The organism is Bradyrhizobium iriomotense (assembly GCF_030160715.1).
GTDB classification, from domain to species: Bacteria; Pseudomonadota; Alphaproteobacteria; order Rhizobiales; family Xanthobacteraceae; genus Bradyrhizobium; species Bradyrhizobium iriomotense.
This window is the reverse complement of sequence record NZ_BSOW01000023.1, coordinates 1-19,142: the sequence shown is the minus strand read 5'-3', so window position 1 is coordinate 19,142 and position 19,142 is coordinate 1. Positions and strand designations below refer to the sequence as shown.

At 60.5% G+C, this 19,142-nt stretch carries 14 protein-coding genes and 2 pseudogenes; 9 read left to right on the top strand and 7 right to left on the bottom strand.

What is annotated here, in order from left to right:
- Nucleotides 1-54 precede the first annotated feature (54 nt).
- The 6 genes from QQL28_RS28890 to QQL28_RS28865 all read left to right on the top strand — a co-directional run bounded on the left by QQL28_RS28890 (nt 55) and on the right by QQL28_RS28865 (nt 7,541).
- Nucleotides 55-897 carry an intradiol ring-cleavage dioxygenase gene (locus tag QQL28_RS28890; RefSeq protein WP_284270921.1) on the top strand — a complete coding sequence of 281 codons (843 nt, stop codon included), beginning with the start codon at nt 55-57 and terminating at the stop codon, nt 895-897.
- 58 nt (nt 898-955) lie between these two features.
- A complete protein-coding gene (locus tag QQL28_RS28885) occupies nt 956-1,573 on the top strand; it encodes a JAB domain-containing protein (protein WP_284270920.1) in 618 nt (205 codons plus the stop codon).
- Nucleotides 1,574-1,728: 155 nt separating this feature from the next.
- Nucleotides 1,729-2,970: a tyrosine-type recombinase/integrase gene (locus tag QQL28_RS28880; protein ID WP_284270919.1), complete on the top strand. Its 1,242-nt coding sequence runs from the start codon at nt 1,729-1,731 to the stop codon at nt 2,968-2,970.
- 329 nt (nt 2,971-3,299) lie between these two features.
- Nucleotides 3,300-3,791: a hypothetical protein gene (locus QQL28_RS28875; RefSeq protein ID WP_284270918.1), complete on the top strand. Its 492-nt coding sequence runs from the start codon at nt 3,300-3,302 to the stop codon at nt 3,789-3,791.
- Nucleotides 3,788-6,868, top strand: coding sequence for an HsdM family class I SAM-dependent methyltransferase (locus tag QQL28_RS28870; RefSeq protein ID WP_284270917.1), 3,081 nt, complete (start codon nt 3,788-3,790; stop codon nt 6,866-6,868). Before QQL28_RS28875 ends, QQL28_RS28870 begins: the two co-directional genes overlap by 4 nt.
- Nucleotides 6,849-7,541, top strand: coding sequence for a hypothetical protein (locus tag QQL28_RS28865; protein WP_284270916.1), 693 nt, complete (start codon nt 6,849-6,851; stop codon nt 7,539-7,541). The genes QQL28_RS28870 and QQL28_RS28865 overlap by 20 nt, the downstream gene beginning before the upstream one ends.
- Before the next feature lie 86 nt (nt 7,542-7,627).
- Here the strand turns inward: QQL28_RS28865 and QQL28_RS28860 are convergent, their stop codons facing one another.
- Genes QQL28_RS28860 through QQL28_RS28840 form a run of 5 tightly spaced genes read right to left on the bottom strand, consistent with a single transcriptional unit; the run spans nt 7,628 to nt 14,775 of the window.
- Nucleotides 7,628-8,833, bottom strand: a complete 1,206-nt coding sequence (locus QQL28_RS28860) for a GIY-YIG nuclease family protein (RefSeq protein WP_284270915.1) — start codon at nt 8,831-8,833, stop codon at nt 7,628-7,630.
- The gene (locus QQL28_RS28855; protein ID WP_284270914.1) at nt 8,826-10,877 is read right to left on the bottom strand and encodes a DEAD/DEAH box helicase family protein; all 2,052 of its coding nucleotides are present in this window, start codon (nt 10,875-10,877) and stop codon (nt 8,826-8,828) included. Before QQL28_RS28855 ends, QQL28_RS28860 begins: the two co-directional genes overlap by 8 nt.
- A 1-nt stretch (nt 10,878) precedes the next feature.
- The gene (locus QQL28_RS28850) at nt 10,879-11,736 is read right to left on the bottom strand and encodes a hypothetical protein (protein ID WP_284270913.1); all 858 of its coding nucleotides are present in this window, start codon (nt 11,734-11,736) and stop codon (nt 10,879-10,881) included.
- Complete coding sequence (locus QQL28_RS28845) at nt 11,733-14,486, bottom strand: class I SAM-dependent DNA methyltransferase (RefSeq protein ID WP_284270912.1); 2,754 nt, start codon at nt 14,484-14,486, stop codon at nt 11,733-11,735. The genes QQL28_RS28850 and QQL28_RS28845 overlap by 4 nt, the downstream gene beginning before the upstream one ends.
- A complete protein-coding gene (locus tag QQL28_RS28840) occupies nt 14,467-14,775 on the bottom strand; it encodes a HigA family addiction module antitoxin (protein WP_348522530.1) in 309 nt (102 codons plus the stop codon). The genes QQL28_RS28845 and QQL28_RS28840 overlap by 20 nt, the downstream gene beginning before the upstream one ends.
- Before the next feature lie 84 nt (nt 14,776-14,859).
- Here QQL28_RS28840 and QQL28_RS28835 point away from each other — a divergent pair.
- Nucleotides 14,860-15,180, top strand: a pseudogene (locus QQL28_RS28835) (DUF6504 family protein); the annotation flags it as partial.
- Nucleotides 15,181-15,854: 674 nt separating this feature from the next.
- On the opposite strand, the gene QQL28_RS28830 reads toward QQL28_RS28835, so the two are convergent.
- Entirely contained in the window at nt 15,855-16,259 is a 405-nt protein-coding gene (locus QQL28_RS28830; RefSeq protein ID WP_284270911.1) for a hypothetical protein, read from the bottom strand.
- Between the two features lie 201 nt (nt 16,260-16,460).
- Between QQL28_RS28830 and istA the strand changes: the two are divergent.
- Together istA and istB are read left to right on the top strand one after the other, a co-directional pair.
- A pseudogene (istA, locus tag QQL28_RS28825) lies at nt 16,461-17,995 on the top strand (IS21 family transposase).
- Complete coding sequence (gene istB / locus QQL28_RS28820) at nt 17,961-18,824, top strand: IS21-like element helper ATPase IstB (RefSeq protein WP_348522529.1); 864 nt, start codon at nt 17,961-17,963, stop codon at nt 18,822-18,824. The pseudogene istA and the gene istB overlap by 35 nt, the downstream one beginning before the upstream one ends.
- Here the strand turns inward: istB and QQL28_RS28815 are convergent.
- A complete protein-coding gene (locus QQL28_RS28815) occupies nt 18,804-18,962 on the bottom strand; it encodes a hypothetical protein (RefSeq protein WP_284270910.1) in 159 nt (52 codons plus the stop codon). The two genes, istB and QQL28_RS28815, sit on opposite strands and share 21 nt — an antisense overlap.
- Nucleotides 18,963-19,142 lie beyond the last annotated feature (180 nt).

Here is a 19,142-nt window from a genome sequence, read left to right as displayed (position 1 = left end):
TTGCCATTCCGTTTGCCGATGACGATCTGTCGTCAGAGCAACAGGAGAGATGACGTGAGCACGTCGACGCGCCGCGGCTTCCTTGGATTTGTTTCGGCCAGCGCCGCCGGCCTGCTGCCAACCCGCGCGCGGGCGGCGTCCGAGCCCGCAGCCAGCTCCGATGAGCCGGCCTGCATCCTGACGCCGCAGGCGGAGGAAGGGCCGTTCTATTCCGATCCAAAGCTGGTGCGCAGGGATATCACCGAGGGCAAGTCCGGCATTCCCCTGACGCTGAAGCTGCGCGTGATCGAGGCGGGACCGTGCACGGCGATCAGGGCCGCGCGGGTCGACATCTGGCATTGCGATGCGCAAGGGCTCTATTCGGCATTTCCCGGCCAGGGCGATGCGCACAACGTCGATGCATCAAGCAAGACGTTCTTGCGCGGCACGCAAGTGACCGATGAGGCCGGCTGGGTGACGTTCAACACCCTCTATCCCGGCTGGTATGACGGTCGCACCACGCACATCCATTTCAAGGTTTTCCTCGACGAGAAAAACGTGCTGACCGGGCAGACCTTCCTGCCCGACGCGCTGAACGAGTTCATCTACACCAACGTCCCCGCCTACAAGGACCGCGCGCGGCAACGCGCGATCATCAACGCCAACGACATGGTGATCCAGCTCTCCGATCCCGAGCATCGCGCCTTCTGCGCGGTGAAGGAGGAGCGCGACCGCTACGTGGCGAGCTTGACGCTCGGCGTCGACCGCCGCACGGACGCAACGGTGGGGCGCGCCGGCCCGCCACCGCCGCCACCCGGCATGCGTGGCGGACCTCCGCCGTCAGGCGGGCCGATGTTCGGTCGCCAGATCAAGGACCGGCTTGCCGCGCTGGTGCCGGGACTGAAGCCGGGCCGCTGATCCTCAGCGCCGCAATTGGCGGTTGCAAAAGCGCGGTTCCGCGGCGATGCTGCGCGCGATGCCTGCCAAATCCAGCGCCCCCTCAGAGAAGCCCGAGCCATCCGAACCGCCGCATTATCATGGCCATCGCGAGCGGCTGCGCGAGCGTTTCTACAACGCCGGCGCGGATGCGCTGAGCGACTATGAGCTCTTGGAGATGGCACTGTTTCCGGCGCTGCCGCGGCGCGACACAAAACCGCTTGCGAAGACGCTGATCAAGACCTTTGGCTCGTTCGCCGAGGTCATCCACGCACCGGTGGCGCGGCTGCGCGAGGTCGATGGCGTGGGCGAAGCCGCGATCAACCAGCTCAAGCTGATCGCGGCGGCCGCAAGCCGCGTGACCAAAGGCGAGGTCAAGAGCCGCAATGCTTTGTCGTCCTGGAACGAGGTGATCGACTATTGCCGCTCCAGCATGGCGTTCGCCGACAAGGAGCAGTTTCGGCTGCTGTTCCTCGACAAGCGCAACCAGCTCATCGCCGACGAGGTGCAGCAGACCGGCACCGTCGACCACACCCCGGTCTATCCGCGCGAGGTGATCAAACGCGCGCTGGAGCTGTCGGCGACCGCGCTAATCCTGGTCCACAACCATCCCACTACCCCCATTTCGATCACGCTGGATCACGCACGATACCACTGAAACATCAATGAAATAGCCAATTTTTGCGCATTGCGTACAGGGGGCGGTTATGACAAATTGGGGGCGGTTAGAGGGGTTGAAAGCGGCTTTCCGATCCCAGCAAACGATCCCCGTTTCTCCTCGACCGATCCCAGTTGGGGACCAGGAGGAACGCCATGCCAAGCCTGACCGACACAGCGATCCGCCATGCGCTGAAGCGCGTCGAGATGAGCCAGAAGCAAGAAAACCTCGCCGACGGCGAAGGGCGCGGCACCGGTCGTCTCGTTCTGGTTCTCAAGCCCATGCCGAAGCGCGTCACTGCCGATTGGATGGCGCAGCAGTGGCGCGATGGGAAGCGCACCAAGAAGAAGCTCGGCGCCTACCCTTCAATGTCGCTCGCGCAGGCGCGAGAGATCTTCAAGCGCGACTTTGCTGACGTGATTCAGAAGGGCCGAAGCATCAAGATCGCGACCGACACGCGCCCTGGCACCGTGGCCGATCTGTTTGAGGGCTATGTCGCGTCGCTCAAGGCTGCGGACAAACCCTCATGGAAAGAAACCGAAAAGGGGCTGAACAAGATTGCGGACACTCTCGGGCGCAACCGCCTCGCCCGCGAGATCGAGTCAGAGGAGATCATCGAACTGATCCGACCGATCTACGAACGCGGAGCCAAGTCGATGGCCGACCATGTGCGGTCCTACCTCCACGCCGCCTTTAGCTGGGGCATGAAGTCGGACAACGACTATCGGCAGCAATCCGCTCGACGCTTCCGTATCCCCTTCAATCCGGCGACGGGCATTCCGACCGAACCGAAGGTCAAGGGCACGCGCTGGCTCGACGAGGACGAGTTCGTCCGACTCTATCGATGGCTGGAGTGCCCCGATACGCCTGTCCACCCGCCATATACTCGCGCGGTTCGAATCCTCATGCTGACCGGGCAGCGGGTCGAGGAGATCGCGAGCCTCCACATCGACCAGTGGGACGCCAAGGAGAAAATAATCGACTGGTCCAGGACTAAGAACGACCAGCCCCATGCCGTGCCGGTGCCGGATCTGGCTGCGGAGCTGATCTCAGCCGTCAACGTCAACGAATACGGCTGGTTCTTCCCTTCAGCAAAGGACCCGTCGAAGCCCGTCAGCCACGGCACTCTTTATTCGTTCATGTGGCGTCAGCGGGACCGCGGCGTGATCCCCTATGTGACAAACCGCGATCTGCGGAGAACCTTCAAGACCCTGGCGGGCAAGGCCGGCATCCCGAAGGAGATTCGTGACCGCTTGCAGAACCATGCGCTTCAGGACGTCAGCTCCAAGCATTACGACCGCTGGAACTATATGGCGGAGAAACGCGCCGGCATGGCGAAATGGGACAAGTTCGTCCGCTCGATGCTCGCCAAGAAGCGCGTGAAGATGGCTGCATGAGCTTGACGCCGTCCATATCCACCCTTGGGCATGGGTTGTGCAACAGCTTGTTGCACCATCGCCCCCGCTCGATGACGCCCCTCCCGTTGACGCGCCAAGGCAACGTGGGATCGCCTAGCCATCCGGGAAGGCGTTCTCGCGGCTTTCCCAGGTCCGCGGAGAAACCCAGCCCCACCTCGTTTCCTGGATCCCGGCCTTCGCGTCATTTACGACAGAGATCGAGTCTGATACCCGTTCTCCTGATAAGTCGGGTACGAGACTCGATCTCCTGGGGAACTATGCGGTTTGTAACGACACCTACTGCGACGCTGCTTACAGGGCTCTCGACTGTGACACTGCGAGAGTGGACGAGCCGCCGTGCCCTTATTCCGGCCGACCTTCCGCCAAAGGGAAAGGGCTCGCCAGCCCAGTTCACCTGGCAGACGATCCTGCTGCTTCGCGTCGCCGTCCTCCTCCGTGACCGTTTTCATTTCGAGCTCCAGCCACATCAGACTCTCTTCGCCAGTCTCAAAGCCGGGCTGCAGCGCACATCCTTCATCGCGCTTTGGGGCAAATCACTGATTCTCCGAGGTGGCAGTGGTTGGTCCCTTGTGGAGGATGCGGACGGCCCTCCGTTGGCTGAAGACGCCGTCGTCATCCGCCTGCAATCTCATCTCGAAGCCCTATCTGCCGGCTTCTCGTTACCCCATCCCACCCAGTTGTCAGGGCAACTAGAACTGTTCGTCGGCCGCCCGATCGACGTGGCCACCATTGGTGTGAACGCCGCTAGAGCTGGAAAAGCTCGCGAAGCCGCATCGACTCCGCGCCGGAGGTTGGCTTGACCAGCGCCGCTTATAAACAGGTGCTGGAGGCGACCGGATACCTCGGTGCCAACGGGCGTGCGGCCCCTGGATTAGTGCGAGCTGACGACCCGCGCGCAGCGAAGATGCGCGCAGTGTTCTTCGACGAGCGGGTCGGCTTGCAAGCAGACGCAGTCTTCTCGGCCCAAAGCGCACCCACGAGCATCTTCAAGGATGCTGGAGCCACCGAACCTTCCGACGAGGATCTTCGTCGGTGGCACGAGGCGGCGTGGAACGTCGGCGTCGCACCGCTTTTGTGGATCGTCACGCCTACGGATGTGCGGCTTTACGATTGCTACGCATCCCCAGAGCAAACTGGCGGACAACCGAAGCATGCACCGCAGGCCATCGACCGTTTCGTGCTCCAGTCAGGCGAGCGCCTTCGCGCGCTGGACGTCCAGTGTGGACGTGTCGCCACTGAGACAGGTGCTTTCTGGTCGAGCGCCATCGGATCGAGCATCAACCGACGCCATCGCGTCGACCGAGAGTTACTAGCGGAGATCTCCGCGCTGGAGGATCGCCTTACGGACCTGAGTGTTCCGCAAACTGAACGCGCCTTGGCTCATGCACGCGATATCGCGCAACGGTTTATCGGGCGCTGCATTTTCACTTGGTACCTATTAGATCGTGGGATCGCCCAACCCTTTTTACCAAAGAATGTCCCTGCCGATCTGAGTGCGATGTTCGCGACGCCTTCGAATGCCTTCGCTCTGTTCGATTGGCTGCGGACAACCTTCAACGGCGACCTGTTTCCAATGGACGACCCCGGGGCCGAGCGAGAACAGCTGACATCCAAGCACCTAGAACTCATTCGCGATTTCGTGGAGGGGCGAAGTCTTATACCAGAGCGTCTCGGACAGGGGCGCCTATTCCGGTTCCGCTTCAACGCAATCCCTGTTGATCTCATCAGTTCGATCTACCAACAGTTTGCGCGCACGAGCGCCGCCGACGAAGCGCGATCTCAGGGCCTCCACTACACGCCCATCGAGCTCGTCCATCTAGCGCTTGATCCGGTCTTCGAGGGCTTGGCGGCAAACGCTGCCGTAATCGATCCGGCCTGTGGGTCAGGCGCATTTTTGGTCGAAGCATTTCGGCGGCTAGTCTGGCGCGCGGCGGAGGGGAAGCCGGCCAGCCGGGAACTCGTTCGCCACATCCTCTACACGCAGCTATTCGGCATCGATATCAACCGCGCAGCTCTTGGTATCGCCGCCTTCAGCCTATATCTGGCCGCACTCGAACTGGACGAGCAGCCGATCAGCAATATCCGCGATCTGAAATTCGATCGTCTAATCGATACCACGCTATTCGAGGCGGATTCGCTCGGCGATAATTTGCCCACTCAAATCGTGAACCGCCATTTCGACGCCGTTGTAGGTAACCCTCCATGGACGTTCGTGAAAAAGGACGGCGGTGCCGAAAGACGACGCGCTTCAGACACATCGACGCTTCGCCCGCGACGGAGCCCTGACCAAGCATTTCTGTCACTGGGGGCAGACCTAGCCGGAGAAAGCGGTCGTGTCGGCATGGTAATGAAGGCGACACCGTTCTTCTCTAAGGATGTTCACGCTGTCGCTGCCCGGAATCATCTGTTTGAACGCCTCGCGCCCGTCGCGCTAATCAACCTCTCTTACCTTCGTCGGGAGGACCTCTTCCCCGATGCAATCGGTCCCGCAATACTCTTTTTCGCTCGATGCGGGCTTGGACCTCAATCCGACCGCATGCTGGTTGGATCTATTCCTTGGACGCCCGATTTTCGTCGCACGGGCGTTTTCGGTCTCGGGCCCGGCGAAATCCGTTCCATCCCGCTTAAGCGGGTGCTCGCCGCACCACCGATCCTTAAAGCCGCAACATTCGGCACGGTTCGCGACGGCTGGCTGATCGAGCGACTTGAGAATGAGTTTCCACGCTTTGACGCACTCCTAAACACGCTCCAGCGCGATCCCATCGCCAATAGAGGTCAAGGATTCCAAGTTCGAGGTGACGCGAATACGCCACCCGCCGCTTACCGCCGTCTGAAGGTTGTCACGCCTGAAAAATTCTCAGCGTTCCGTCTCGATTGGGATTCGCTCGACAAATTCACGCACAAGACGCTTCATCGACCACGGCGCGAGTCCATATTTCGCGGTCCGCTCTTGCTCTGCTCAAAGGTTGGCAATGAATCCGGCGCACAACGCGGACGCTACAGCGCTGCTGTCAGTCAAGACGATGTGCTGTTCACGCAAAATTTTTACGGTGTTTCCTTCGTGGGCACCGAGACGAAATACGCTTTCGCGCTGAGCGGAATCCTTAACTCGAGCCTCACGGCCTTTCAGTTTGCCTTCGGCGGGCCGACCTGGGGGTTGGAGCGCCCGACCGTTGAGCCGCACGACCTTCTGTCTCTGCGGATCCCTGATCTGACTGAAGTCGATCGCGAACTGCTTGCCGAGCTAATAAGAGCCGAAAAGAAAGTTGCGGCTGACCCGTCAAGCTCAGCCTGCCTCACCGCGCTCGATGAAGCGGTGTTCGACGTATATGAACTAGATGCTGACGAGCGGACCCTAGCTCGCGATAGTGTCGAGCGCGCGCGTTATCTCATCTTCGAGAACCGGAGCGAGCGCGCCGGCCTCATCACTCCCCCGAATGCTACTGCTTTGCGAGCATACGCCCGTCAGGTTGCGCAAACCGTCGACGCCTATCTGCGCGCTCGAAACGAGCGGCACCTAGAAGCGGTCGTCTATCCGGCACGCCTAACTAAAGGCGACTTGGCTTCTGGAGTCCCCGGCGTCACGGCGGTCCGGTTCCTTATGGCTAGCGGCGGCCCCGGGCGGGAACCGGTAGTGCGGGACGGAGATCCGGCCGAGCTCGACGCGTTGGCGGCATTGCTACGAGGTCAGTTCGATGCAGCGATACCGCCTTACCTCAATGAACGACGGCAAATCAGACTGTATGGATCAGGCGATCTCTTCATTTTGAAACCAAGCGAGGTCCGAAATTGGAGTCGGACCGCCGGCCTGAACGATGCGGACGTCATCCTAGCCGACCATTGGCTACGGAGGGGGGATGCCGTTGCTCACGCCTGACGCGCCTTTTGGTCTTCCAGCGTTCTCGCTATCCGGCGATCAGATTGCCACAGTCCTCGATCTTCTTTGCCGGGGATGCGATGAAGCGAGGCCGCATCTCACTCCTGGCATGCTCGAAGTGCCAACCACGATGGTCGTTCGGAAGGCGGTGCGCCGCGTCAAGAAATCCCTTGGATTGACGAATCTTCAGGTTCGGGGCGAACATGAGCTTGAGGACATGGCGACCAACGATCCGACCATCCTAGGTCGGATCGACATCACCTTGCAGTTTCTGCATCAATTTGGAGATGAGGACGCCTACGTAGCCGTCGAATGCAAGCGTGTTCGGGCCGGCGACCCTACTCTTAACGGAAGCTATGTTACTCAGGGCGTCGATCGCTTCGCGACAGGGCAGTACGCTACCGGCCATGATTGGGGATTCATGCTTGGCTATGTGTTGGCCCTTCCGGCCTCTGCCGTCGTCGATGCAGTGGATGCGCGAATTCGAAAGACATATGGCGAGCCAGCTGGTCTGACGGCCGAATCCGCGCATTCCCTAGCTCTAGCTGTCCTGGAAGGCGCTTTGGCGCAGAGCGGCAGCCACGTTATCCGGATAAAACATGTATTCGTCGATATGTCGCAAGCCGCGCCCCTCGCCTCGCCGTCTGAAATTACCAGCACACCGATCACTTAACCCGTCACGAGACGGCTACAAACTCCCGGTCTCCTCGCTCGCGCGCCGTTGGTCGCGGACGACATTCAAGCCTTGATGTGCCTTTCTCAGCTTTGTTGCTTGGCGCCTCGGATGAGACGTGCGGATTTTGGATCATAAACGTAACCGGTTATGGTGCCGTCTCTAATTCTCTCAACCGCTTCATCGATCACGAAAAGCGGCACAAGAAACCATTCCCTCGGAATGATTGGCATGCCGAAGCGGTCTTTGATTTCAACGTCGAGGCGGGCGAGCCCAAAAATCCGGTGGATCAGGTTCTCAAGCCGGGCGCGGTTGATGTTGAACAACTCGTAGGTCGCGACGACCTCGACATCTGCCATAAGGAAGGTTGGATCGAGTCGGGCGTTGGCGATGCGCCGCGCGACGTCGCCGCCTGTCACGCCAATCTTGTGCAGGACATCACGATGAGTCGCGAGGGCCGGATGATCAGATTGGCTGCGCAGCACATAGACGATGCCGCTTGCCTCGTCCCCGTCCTCGTTCTGATCAGAGAATAGCGGGCCTGCCGAGGGCTCAACAATACGCCGACCAGCAGGATCCTGTTGAAGTGCCTTCTGAAGGGACCTCATCAGCAAATTGCTCTCTGTCCCGTTGTCGAAGATCACGCGAAGCCGGGCGTCGATGTTACCGTGTTCGTTGGTGGCAGGCTGCTCCATCGTCGCGACATAGGCCTTCTGGCCACCGAGAATATAGAATCGGCCAGGCACGATCTCGGACTTTCGCTCGAAGCGGCGAGTCTGCCGAAGACCGGAGCTAAGTTCCTTCTGAACCTGCTCGAAGAGCGGCCTGAAGATATCGAAATCGTCGCATGTCTGGCGGTTGGCGACTTCCTCCGCCGCACGCTTCTCCGCAGCTGATCGAACGTGACGAAGCTCCGTGATGTCGGCCGGCTCCGCAGTGTCTACCCCGAGCTGCGCCAGAAGCTCGTCATCGCTCAGTTCGTCTGGGGCGCTATCCGCGGCAGGCTCAGCACTCGCGACAAGCCCCAGACGATCGAGAGGTTTAATCACGGCCCGGCAGTCGGGAAGCTCGCGAAGGCGATCGAGGCGCACGGCATATAACCGCTCGAAGATGTCGCGATCCTCCCCGTGCTGCGGGGTACGACCATGTTGCTCGACGAAACGCTGAATCTCCTCGAAGCCAGCGATGACGCGCTCTTCGCGCGGCGTCCGGCTCGACTCCTTCTTCCCCTCGACCTCAACGCCAAGCTCTTCGAGAAGGGCGTCATCCTCGTCGGTGAATCCCTTAGCCACGCACTGCCTCCGCCTTCATGCGTTGAAGGAAAGCCACGCCTTCAGCCATGCGCTTTTCCCAGGCGTCGGGCGAGGTGATTGAGGGGAGCCGACCACGCTCCTGCTTGAACCTCAATGCCCGCTTAGCAAGCTCGCGCGCTTCCTCGATTGTCAGGTTGACGCGCTTGGCCCCGATCACGGCCGCAACCTGCTTCAGGCTCTCCTCGCTCATGGTCTTGGCGAGGATGGCATAGGCTTCGCCGAAAGGATTGATCCGGTCGATCAGGTCGATGTCGAGGTCGTGGACATTCACAAACTTGCGGACGCCGTCGACAAAGGCGGTGTTCGGACTCTTCTCGCCGTCATCCCCGACTCCACCCAAGGCGACTTCCTTCGCCTTCTGCGTGAGATTGAGCGCGGCGACAGCGTGCTGGCGCACTGCCTCCTGATCTTCCTCGTCCAGGTCGGGGAACTTGTCCTTGATGATCTTGCCCATGCGGAGCTGTGTCAACTCCTCCGGCACCAACTCGGGATCGAAAAGTCCGCGTTCGATCGTCGTCTTGTCCTGCACGAAGGCGGCAATGACTTCATTCAAGTCCTGCTGGCAGATGCGCTGTGCCTCCTCGCTCTTCGGCGCTACAAGGCCCTTGATTTCGATCTCAAACTGCCCCGTCGCCTCGTTGAAGCCGACATTGGTCTTTTCTGGATCGTAGCCATCCTCACCATAATCGAAGCCGGGCGTCGGCCCACTCTGAGGATTCTTCGGCTTGAACTCGAACCGAGGGGCAAGCACCTGCTCCATGAGAAGGCTCGCCGCGATGGCCTTGAGGGTGTCGTTGACTGCCTCGGTGACGGCTTCCTCCGAGGCGTCTGGCTCAGCAATCAGATTGGTGAAGCGCGCGCGAGTCTTGCCCGGCGCATCGCGTGTGGCGCGCCCGATGATCTGTACGATCTCGGTAAGGCTCGACCGATAGCCAACCGTCAGCGCGTGCTCGCACCAAATCCAATCAAAGCCTTCCTTCGCCATACCGAGGGCGATGATGATGTCCACATGGTCCCGGTTGTTCTTCTGCGTCGGGTCTTTCAGCGCGGCCGCAACCCGGTCCCGCTTGACAGCGTCGTCATCGACCAAGTCGGCAATGCGGAGGACACGGCCTCCCAGTGTCTTGACCAACTGGAAGCCCGTCGCGGGGTCGGTTCCCTGCCATTCGCCCAATTCCTCGATGATGTGCTCGACCTCCCTAATCTTGTCCTTCGTGCTCTCGCGCGAATTGACGGAAGGGATGTGAATAATCGTCTTTTCGGCTGGATCGAGCACGTTGACGATGTCCTCGGCATAGGAACCCGAATAGAAGAAATAGCCGATATCGAGCCGCTTCAGATATTCGTACCCGTTGAGCTGCTCATAGTAGGTGTAGGTGACGGTATCGAACTTCGACTCGTCCTGCGGAGCGAGCACGGCTTCGGCGTCACCCCGGAAATAGGATCCGGTCATCGCGAGGACATGCACGCGGTCGCGGGCAATAAACTGGCCGAGATGCAGGCCGAGCTTGTTGTCGGGGTTAGCGGAGACATGATGGAATTCGTCCACGGCGATCAGCCGATCGTCGAACGCTTCCACCCCGAACCTGTCCACTGCGAAGCGAAAGGTGGCGTGGGTGCAGACCAGCACCTTGTCGTCGCTTTTTAGGAACCCCTCTACGGAGTTGACCTTGCCGCCATTGTCCGACCCTGGTGCGTTGCACAGGTTCCATTTTGGGGCGACGGTCCAATCAGCCCAAAATCCAAACTGCATCAGCGGCTCGTCGTTGAAGCTGGCGCCGATGGATTTTTCCGGCACGACGATGACTGCCTGCTTGAGCCCCTGATTGTGGAGCTTATCGAGGGCGACGAACATGAGCGCGCGGCTCTTGCCTGACGCGGGTGGCGACTTGATGAGAAGGTATTGTTCGCCCCGCTTCTCATAGGCGCGCTCCTGCATCGGCCGCATTCCAAGCGCGTTGGCCTTGGTCGAAGAACCGCTGCGAGCGTAGGAAACGGAGACGGAGGGGACAGTGCCGACCATATCAAACCGCCTTTCGTTGACTAAATCGGCGAAGGAAAAGGCGGGCGGTTATCAGTGTTATCTGAAGCCGGAAGGTCGCATCTTCTTCTTCGGATAGCCCCGGATGCCCACCATGCGGGTGCATCCGGCTCATCAACCCCTGAACGTATTGGGGTTTCTGATTGTTTGCATTCCACTCGTTATAGTCCGCGAGCAAGAACGGCGGCACGCTATCGCCAAGAAAATCGCGCTTCGCCTTGCTGTCGCCTCCGCCGACATAGCCAAGAGCGACGGCAGTCTCGTTCAGATAGCTCTCAAAGAAATTGCGCAGTTCTCCGTTAGCCGAAGACCATTCGCCTCTCTCAAATGCCGATACTGCTTGTTTCAGATGTCCCTTCGCGACGGCGAAGCCGCTGCGGTCTAGGAGGGCGACAACTTCGCTCTCTCCTTCGCGAAAATCCAAGCCCGGAACGTCATCCGGCAACATCCGCACAAGTGTTGTAACGTTCTTGGTGGCTTCGCTCTGCCAAGAATATTTAGCGGCAACACTGATCTCCGTTTCGACAACCTCGAAGCCGTCGAACCGCAGGCCCGCAACCAGCTTCTTCCACGAAACTGAATCTCGGCGTGCTTCGGGAGCGGTGATTGCGGTTTCGACCAGCGCCCGATCAAGGGAGACACGGCCATTCTCGGTCATCACGACGTGTTCTTCGTCGCAGGCAAGCTTCGCCCAACTAGCAACGCGAGCGGATTTGCTAGATGCACTGCATTGCCCATCAATGCCCCATTGAACCTCCAAGACTTCCATATCGCTGTGCGAATTGAAGTCGGCGGTTACCTCGGCAGCGGCAACGATCGTCATGCGATTGAACTCGCTCATGCACGCGCCTCCGCCTTGCGTTTCTTCGCTGCGCCGGGTGAGGCGGCCATTTTGGAATAAAGCTCGAACAGCTTTTCCAGCCGCTCGGTGTCGTTTCGGAACCGGCGGCCGATATAGATACGCTCAAGCACCTCGTCGTTGCGCTCGTGGACTTGGCGCAGATCAGCGGGCATCTTGTCCGGGTCGTAGAGGTCGGCGATCGTCGCTGGGAAATGCGCCTCGCGCGCCAACAAGATGTCCTCGGCGCAGCGGGTCAGGTCGGTCTTGTTCTTTTCGGTTAAGCCAGTGATTGGCAGAGGGAACGTGTTCCAGCCGAGAGTATTGGAGTAACGGTATCGGGTTTCCAGCTTGCCGCAGACGGCGGCGATCCAAACAAGATGCAGGCGCGATGCGATCAGCGCGAGGTTCCACAGAGGGGCGTCGTAGAGCGCCTGCGCCTGATCGGAGAGGCGCACATCGGCGGACACTAATCCGCATGGCAGGTAGGCACGGCGTTCCGATGAAACCCTGGGAATAATGATCGTATGGTCATTCCCGAAGATCGTTCGCTCGAACTTGTAAGGCGTATCGAGACCGGCGCGCCCTCGCTCGCTGCCGTGCAAGCGATATTCGCGGATGCGATCAAGCCGCGCCTTGATCGGCGGGATAGAATAAGCGAGTGGTGCCTGGGCGTCAGTGATCCAAAGGCAATATCGCTCCAAACCATTGATGAACTCGTTCGACCCTAAGATAGGCTTTATAAATTCAGCCGCTACTGGGTATGAGGCCGTCAGGTCCCTCGCTTCATCGGGTGAGAGTAGAAGATTGCCCTGGTCCCTTGGGATGTTACCACCAAACATGATTGCGACATTGGAGATTGGTCCATTCGCTCTTTCGACAATGATATTCTTGCCCGGCGCCAGATAGAAGTTGATGTTTTCAACCTCTTTGCGCTCTCCCCCGTCGAATATGCATTTCGGTTTGGTATCCGATGTCGCCACGCCAACGATAATGCACGTAACCTGCGCGTTCCTGGCAGCGTTGTTGCCCCACAAGAAGTCCTTGTGACCGAAAAAAATTGCCTGCCCAGCAGCAATGATTTTTGGCCAGATCAACGGAACCTGAACCCCTTGGCAGATAGAATTGGTAGAGACGAAAGCAAAGCGTCCACCGTTTCTGATGTAGTCGGAAGCCTTCCAGAACCATCCGGCGATGTAATCGACCGCACGAACGTCTTTCGCGGCTAAGGCCTTCAGATCGTCCTTCTGCTCCCTTGTCTGGTATTTGTCGCCTACGTACGGCGGATTTCCGCATATGTATGTTTCCCCACCCTCGTTCTCGAAGTCGATCTGAGGTTGGTCGAGCAGTGTGTGGAACAGGTCGTCGGCATGGTGTTTCACACCTGTTCCGACTGGTGGGCAGATGCTTAACCAGTCGAGCCGCAGGGCATTTCCGCAGGTAATCCAGTTCTCGGCGTCCAGCGGCAGGAAGTCTCGCAATGCCTCCTTCTGGCCCCGATAAAGCAAGTCGCACTGATACTCGGCGATGATGAGGGCAAGACGTGCGATCTCGGCGGGGAAGTTGCGCAGCTCGATCCCTCGGAAGTTGGTCAAGGGGATTTCACTGCGCCGGTCAGGCTCGCCGCGCCGCGTGTTGATCGTGGCCTCGATCTCCCGCATCTGCTTGTAGGCGATGACGAGGAAATTGCCGGACCCACAAGCCGGATCGAACACCCTGATCCGCGACATGCGCTTTCGCAGGTTCAGCAAGATGCGGGGATTGTCCCCTGCCTCGTCGAGCCGCGCGCGCAGGTCGTCGAGAAACAGCGGGTTCAGCACCTTCAGGATATTCGGGACGCTCGTATAGTGCATCCCGAGCGCGCCACGCTCCTCGTCCTCGGCGACTGCTTGAATCATCGAGCCGAAGATGTCGGGGTTGATCTTCGTCCAGTCGAGATTGCCGATGTGGAGAAGATAGGAACGCGCGATCCGGCTGAAGCGCGGCACGTCCATGCTGCCGGAAAAGAGCCCGCCGTTCACATAGGGAAACTGGTCGGCCCAGCGGGGAATATTCGCCGCCTTCCGTTCCGCGTCCTTCATATTCATAGCGCGGAACAGCGTGCCGATCACCTCATGGGTGTTGGATGAGTCCTTGGCGCTCATCTGCTCGACGGTGGTGGTGAAGCGCCGCGTGCCGCCAAAGATGTCGGTGTCCTCGGCGAAGAAGGAGAAGATCAGCCGCGCCATGAAGTGATTCATGTCGGGGCGGCGCTCGGCTGTGCCCCATTCGGGATTGTCCTTCAGAAGCTCGACATAGAGGCGGTTCAGGCGGCTGGTGGCACGGATGTCGAAAGAGCTGTCGCGGAGTTGCTTGACGGTGGTGATGCCGGCGAGCGGCAGGAAGAAGCCGAAATGGTCGGGGAAGTCGGCATAGGCGCAGGCGACCGTCTCGCCCGACGCCAAATCCTCGGCTTCGAGCGTGTCGCCATCCGTCGCCAGGACGAATTTGGCCTTGGCCCGCGCCGTCGCCGGGCTGGCCCTCAACGCCGCAAGTGTGTTCATCACCTCGCCGGGCCCAGCGACGGCGATGTGAATGTTGTTGGTCTGAAGGACGCCGCCGAGGTCGGATTTGTTCGACTCGCCCTTGCGCAGGCGCTTGAGGGTCGTTTCCTTGTTTCCGAAGGCTTCCAAGAAGGCGAATGGGAACTCCTCAGCGTCGAACGGCTGCTCGGCCAGCTTCGATATAGCCTCTTCAATCTCGACGGCGTTCATCACTTCCCCCGCTTTCCGTGGTCGATGAACGGAAAGCCCCGACCTTAATCTTGTTGGCCCGCCGCATGACCTCGGCCAGTTCATAGTCGAGCTGCCGGATCAGCCATTCGCGGGCTGATGTGCCGAATGCCTTTTCCAAACGAATAGCCATCTCGGGCGAGATGCCGGACCGAGCGTTCAGCAAGTTACTGAGGGTTTGCCGATCGACACCGAGGATTCGCGCGGCATCGGTCACGCTTAGCCCGTTCTTCTCGATGCATTCCTGCCGGACAGTCGTTCCTGGATGCATGCGTCGAATCGTGTTGACCCTCATTCCGAGAGGCTAGAGTGATAATCGACACTCGACAAGCTGGCAGACGCGAAATCCGGTGAGCTGACGCCCTTGGCGCCCGAGACCGGCGCGACCTGGCCCGGTCACTGGCCACGTCCCTCGCGCCTCTTGGCCTCGCCGGAGCCGATCGAGACCATGGCGCTTCTGCCCGATCATCCGCCCGTCTCCTTCACCTGGCGGGGCATCCGCCGTCGCGTCCGGCAGGCCGACGGGCCTGAACGTATGCGCGGCGAATGGTGGCGACGCGATTGCGAGCTGACTGCCGTCCGCGATTATTTCCGGGTCGAGGATGACGCCGGCGAACGCTATTGGATCTTCCGCTCCGGCGATGGCGAAGATCCCAATACGGGGTCGCAGCGCTGATTTCTGCATGGGGTGTTCGGATGACCGGCCCATCCCGCTACGCCGAGCTTCAGGTTACTTCCCACTTCTCGTTCCTGCGAGGTGCGTCATCCTGCGAGGAGCTGTTCGCCCAAGCCGCCGTCGCGCAGACATGCGCTTCCCCCTCACCCCAACTCCAACTGAAAATACTACAAGATCGAGGACTAAGGCAGCGCAAACCCAATCGTTCGACTGACTAAACAGACGTCCTCGCGGCATATCGCCAGCCTTGCTTACGGCTGTAGCCTTGCTAACCTGTTCAACATACAGCGTCGCCCGGGTGCAGCGCAGCCTCACGCGCAAGCGTCGCTCGCGGTCTGAAATCCGTAAATCCGCCTTTACGGAATCACGGCTTTACGTCGCACAGCGGATCGGTGTCGGCGGGCTCAGCCCGCGGAGGCCCGGCGCTGCGCCGCTACGGTCCGGCTCGCGTCGGCGATCTCCGCCCCGTGCCGTCTCAGGAGCGCGGCCGTCGCGTCGCGGTCGGCCGCTCGGGCACCCGCGGCTGCACGATGCGTATAGCGTGCTATCCGCGGTCAGACTCAGAGGAGTGAGGTACTAACCATGTTCGAAGGAGGGATGAGGCAGGTCCTTAAGCTCTGTGTCCGGCTTTTCCCGGATGACCGGAGATTCGGAAGAAGCCGCTCGTGAGGAGATCAGGAAGCCTTCGCCCGCGCCCGCTCGCGGGTGGCTCGGCGGCGCTGCCGGCGTTGATCCCGGCCGAGCCGGGTCGAGGCAGGAAGACGAGCCGCGGCCGCGGGAGGCGAAGGCTCAGCGTCGGATGCCTGTCTTTCCGGCTCCGCTTCGGAAGGCCGAGCTTCCATGAGCTCGAGCACCGCGCGCCCCTTCTCGGTGATACGCCAGCCGCCGTTCAGGCGCTCGACCAGCGCTTGCGAGAAGATATCGAGATCCGGCCCCCGCGCGGCGAGCCGCTTGGTCCGTTCAGCCCAATCCCGTCCGCTCGTTGCAAGGATGGCCATGTCGCGCTTGAGGTCCGCCATGACAGCGAATCCGTCCGGATAGCTCACCAGGATCTTGAGCACTGTGACCTGGAAGTTCACACCCCCGCTCCCCCGCTATCGCCACATCGTCGGCGCCTCGTGGAGAGTGTCGCGACCGATCCGCTTGAGCCTGTCCGGCGAAGTGTCTGTCATTCGGCCTGCAATATTGACCCCCTAAGCCGGGGGATCGGCGTCCAAAATTGACCCCCTACAGATTGATCTGTTGCGCTGCCTGCTTTGGAACGAAGCAGGTGGTGGGGGATGCTGATCGTGGAGACGATTGCCCGGATCCGGCGCGAGCACTTCATCAAGGGCAAGACGATCAAGGAGATCGCCCGTGACCTGAAGGTGTCGCGGAACACGATCCGCAAGGTGCTGAGGTCGGGAGAGACCTCCTTCGAGTACGAGCGGCAGGTGCAACCACGGCCAAAGCTGGGGCGGTGGGCGTCAGAGCTTGAGAGGCTGCTGGCGGCGAACGCGGCTAAATCGGTTCGTGAACAGCTGACGTTGATCCGGATCTTCGAGGAGCTGCGCGGGCGGGGCTACGACGGCGGTTACGATGCGGTGCGGCGTTACGCCAGGCGCTGGAGCAAGGAACGCGGGCAATCGACCGCAGCCGCTTATGTCCCGCTGAGTTTTGCCCCAGGCGAAGCCTATCAGTTCGACTGGAGCCACGAGGTGGTCCTGCTGAGCGGCACCACGGTGATGGTGAAGGCCGCCCATGTCCGGCTCTGTCACAGCCGCATGCTGTTCGTGCGGGCCTATCCACGGGAGACGCAGGAGATGGTGTTCGACGCCCATGACCGGGCGTTCGCCCTGTTCAAAGGCACCTGCACCCGCGGCATCTACGACAACATGAAGACCGCCGTAGAGACGATCTTCGTCGGTAAAGGGCGCCTCTACAATCGGCGCTTCCTGCAGATGTGCAGCCACTATCTGGTCGATCCGGTCGCCTGTACGCCGGCGTCGGGCTGGGAGAAGGGGCAGGTCGAGAACCAGGTCGGGCTGGTTAGGGAACGCTTCTTCACGCCGCGGCTTGCGGTTCAAGAACCTTGACGAGTTAAACGCCTGGCTACTCGACAAATGCATCGCCTACGCCAAGGCTCATCGTCATCCGGAGCTGGTCGATCAGACGATCTGGGAAGTGTTCGAAGCCGAACGACCCAAGCTCGTTCCCTACGCCGGCCGCTTCGACGGCTTCCATGCGGTGACGGCGTCGGTCTCAAAGACCTGCCTGGTGCGCTTCGACAACAACAAGTACTCGGTCACAGCGAGCGCAGTCGGACGACCGGTCGAGGTTCAAGCCTATGCCGACCGCATCGTGATCCGTCAGGATGGACGCATCGTTGCCGAGCACCAGCGATCCTTTGGCCGCGGCGAGACCGTCTACGACCCGTGGCATTATGTGCCGGTGCTGGCTCGCAAACCCGGCGCCTTGCGCAATGGTGCTCCCTTCAAAGACTGGGTGCTGCCGGCCGCGATCGAGCGGATCCGGCGCAAGCTTACCAGCACCGACGATGGCAATCGGCAGATGGTCGACATCCTCAACGCGGTGCTGACTGACGGTCTGACCGCGGTGGAAACGGCCTGTGCCGAAGCGCTCAGTCACGGCGTCCATTCCGCCGATGTCGTTCTCAACATCCTGGCCCGTCAACGTGAACCCGCCCCACCGGCCAACATCATGACGCCGGCCGCGCTGACGCTTCGTCATGCGCCGATCGCCGATTGTGCCCGCTACGACAACCTCCGGAGGACCATCTGATGGAACGAACCAAAATCTTCGATCTCATGGGTGAGCTCAAGCTCTACGGCATGAAGGCTGCCTTCGACGAGATCATGGCGACTGCCGTCAAACGCCAGCATGAACCGCAGCGCATCGTTGGCGACCTGCTCAACGCCGAGATCAACGAGAAGCAGGCCCGCTCGATCAAGTACCAGCTCACCATCGCCAAGCTGCCGCTTGCCAAGGACCTCGAGGACTTCCAGTTCGACGGCACGCCGATCAACCGGACGCTGGTCAATGACCTCGCCAGCGGCGGCTTCATCGCCCAACAACGCAACGTCGTGCTGGTCGGCGGCACCGGCACAGGCAAGACCCATCTGGCCATCGCAATCGCCAGAAGCTGCATCCGATCCGGTGCCCGTGGCCGCTTCTTCAACGTGGTCGACCTCGTCAATCGCCTCGAGACCGAGACCCGCAACGGACGGCAAGGTCGGCTCGCCGAGCATCTGACCCGGATGGACTTCATCGTCCTGGACGAACTTGGCTATTTGCCCTTTGCCCAGTCCGGCGGCCAGCTTCTCTTCCACCTCGTCAGCCGGCTCTATGAGCGTGCCTCCGTCATCGTGACCACCAATCTCGCATTCGGCGAATGGCCGAGCGTGTTCGGCGACGCCAAGATGACCACCGCGCTGCTCGACCGGTTGACCCATCACTGCGACATTGTCGAGACCGGCAACGATAGCTGGCGGTTCAAAAGCCGCGACGACGATCACGCCACCCGTGCTCGTCTCGCCTCCGCTATCCCGGCCAGCTCCGACGAGACGAGCGCTACCAGCAAACCTCGCCGCGCAAAGGGGTCAAAATTGGACGCCGATGAGGGGTCAAATTTGCAAGCCGATTGACAAAGTGTCACCTTTCGTGGCGGCTTCCAGAATTTTGGACGCCACGTGGGCGCGTGTGCCGGATTCGAAGCGCGAAACGTCTTCGCAGACCTCGTCGAGGACGGCGCGCAGGAGCGCGGTCGTTGCTGGATCGAACATGGGAGACCCCCAAAGGAAAAGCAGTCGTATCGCAATCGCAGAGGCGCCGAATTCAACATTGTTAAAGCGGCGCAAAATCTGGCCTAGTACCCGGAATCAGAGCTGAGTGATACGGCGGCCTTTGAAGCGGCGTTGACGGACCTTTTTCTTGGTCCAGACGAAGGGCTCGGCTTTGTCGTT

Excerpts from the sequence above, each read along its gene's own strand:
- QQL28_RS28885 (WP_284270920.1), top strand. The coding sequence starts at position 956 with ATGCCTGCCAAATCCAGCGCCCCCTCAGAGAAGCCCGAGCCATCCGAA.
- QQL28_RS28880 (WP_284270919.1), top strand. The coding sequence starts at position 1,729 with ATGCCAAGCCTGACCGACACAGCGATCCGCCATGCGCTGAAGCGCGTC.
- QQL28_RS28865 (WP_284270916.1), top strand. The coding sequence starts at position 6,849 with ATGCCGTTGCTCACGCCTGACGCGCCTTTTGGTCTTCCAGCGTTCTCG.
- QQL28_RS28855 (WP_284270914.1), bottom strand. The coding sequence starts at position 10,877 with ATGGTCGGCACTGTCCCCTCCGTCTCCGTTTCCTACGCTCGCAGCGGT.
- QQL28_RS28850 (WP_284270913.1), bottom strand. The coding sequence starts at position 11,736 with ATGAGCGAGTTCAATCGCATGACGATCGTTGCCGCTGCCGAGGTAACC.
- QQL28_RS28845 (WP_284270912.1), bottom strand. The coding sequence starts at position 14,486 with ATGAACGCCGTCGAGATTGAAGAGGCTATATCGAAGCTGGCCGAGCAG.
- QQL28_RS28840 (WP_348522530.1), bottom strand. The coding sequence starts at position 14,775 with ATGCATCCAGGAACGACTGTCCGGCAGGAATGCATCGAGAAGAACGGG.
- istB (WP_348522529.1), top strand. The coding sequence starts at position 17,961 with ATGGAACGAACCAAAATCTTCGATCTCATGGGTGAGCTCAAGCTCTAC.
- QQL28_RS28815 (WP_284270910.1), bottom strand. The coding sequence starts at position 18,962 with ATGTTCGATCCAGCAACGACCGCGCTCCTGCGCGCCGTCCTCGACGAG.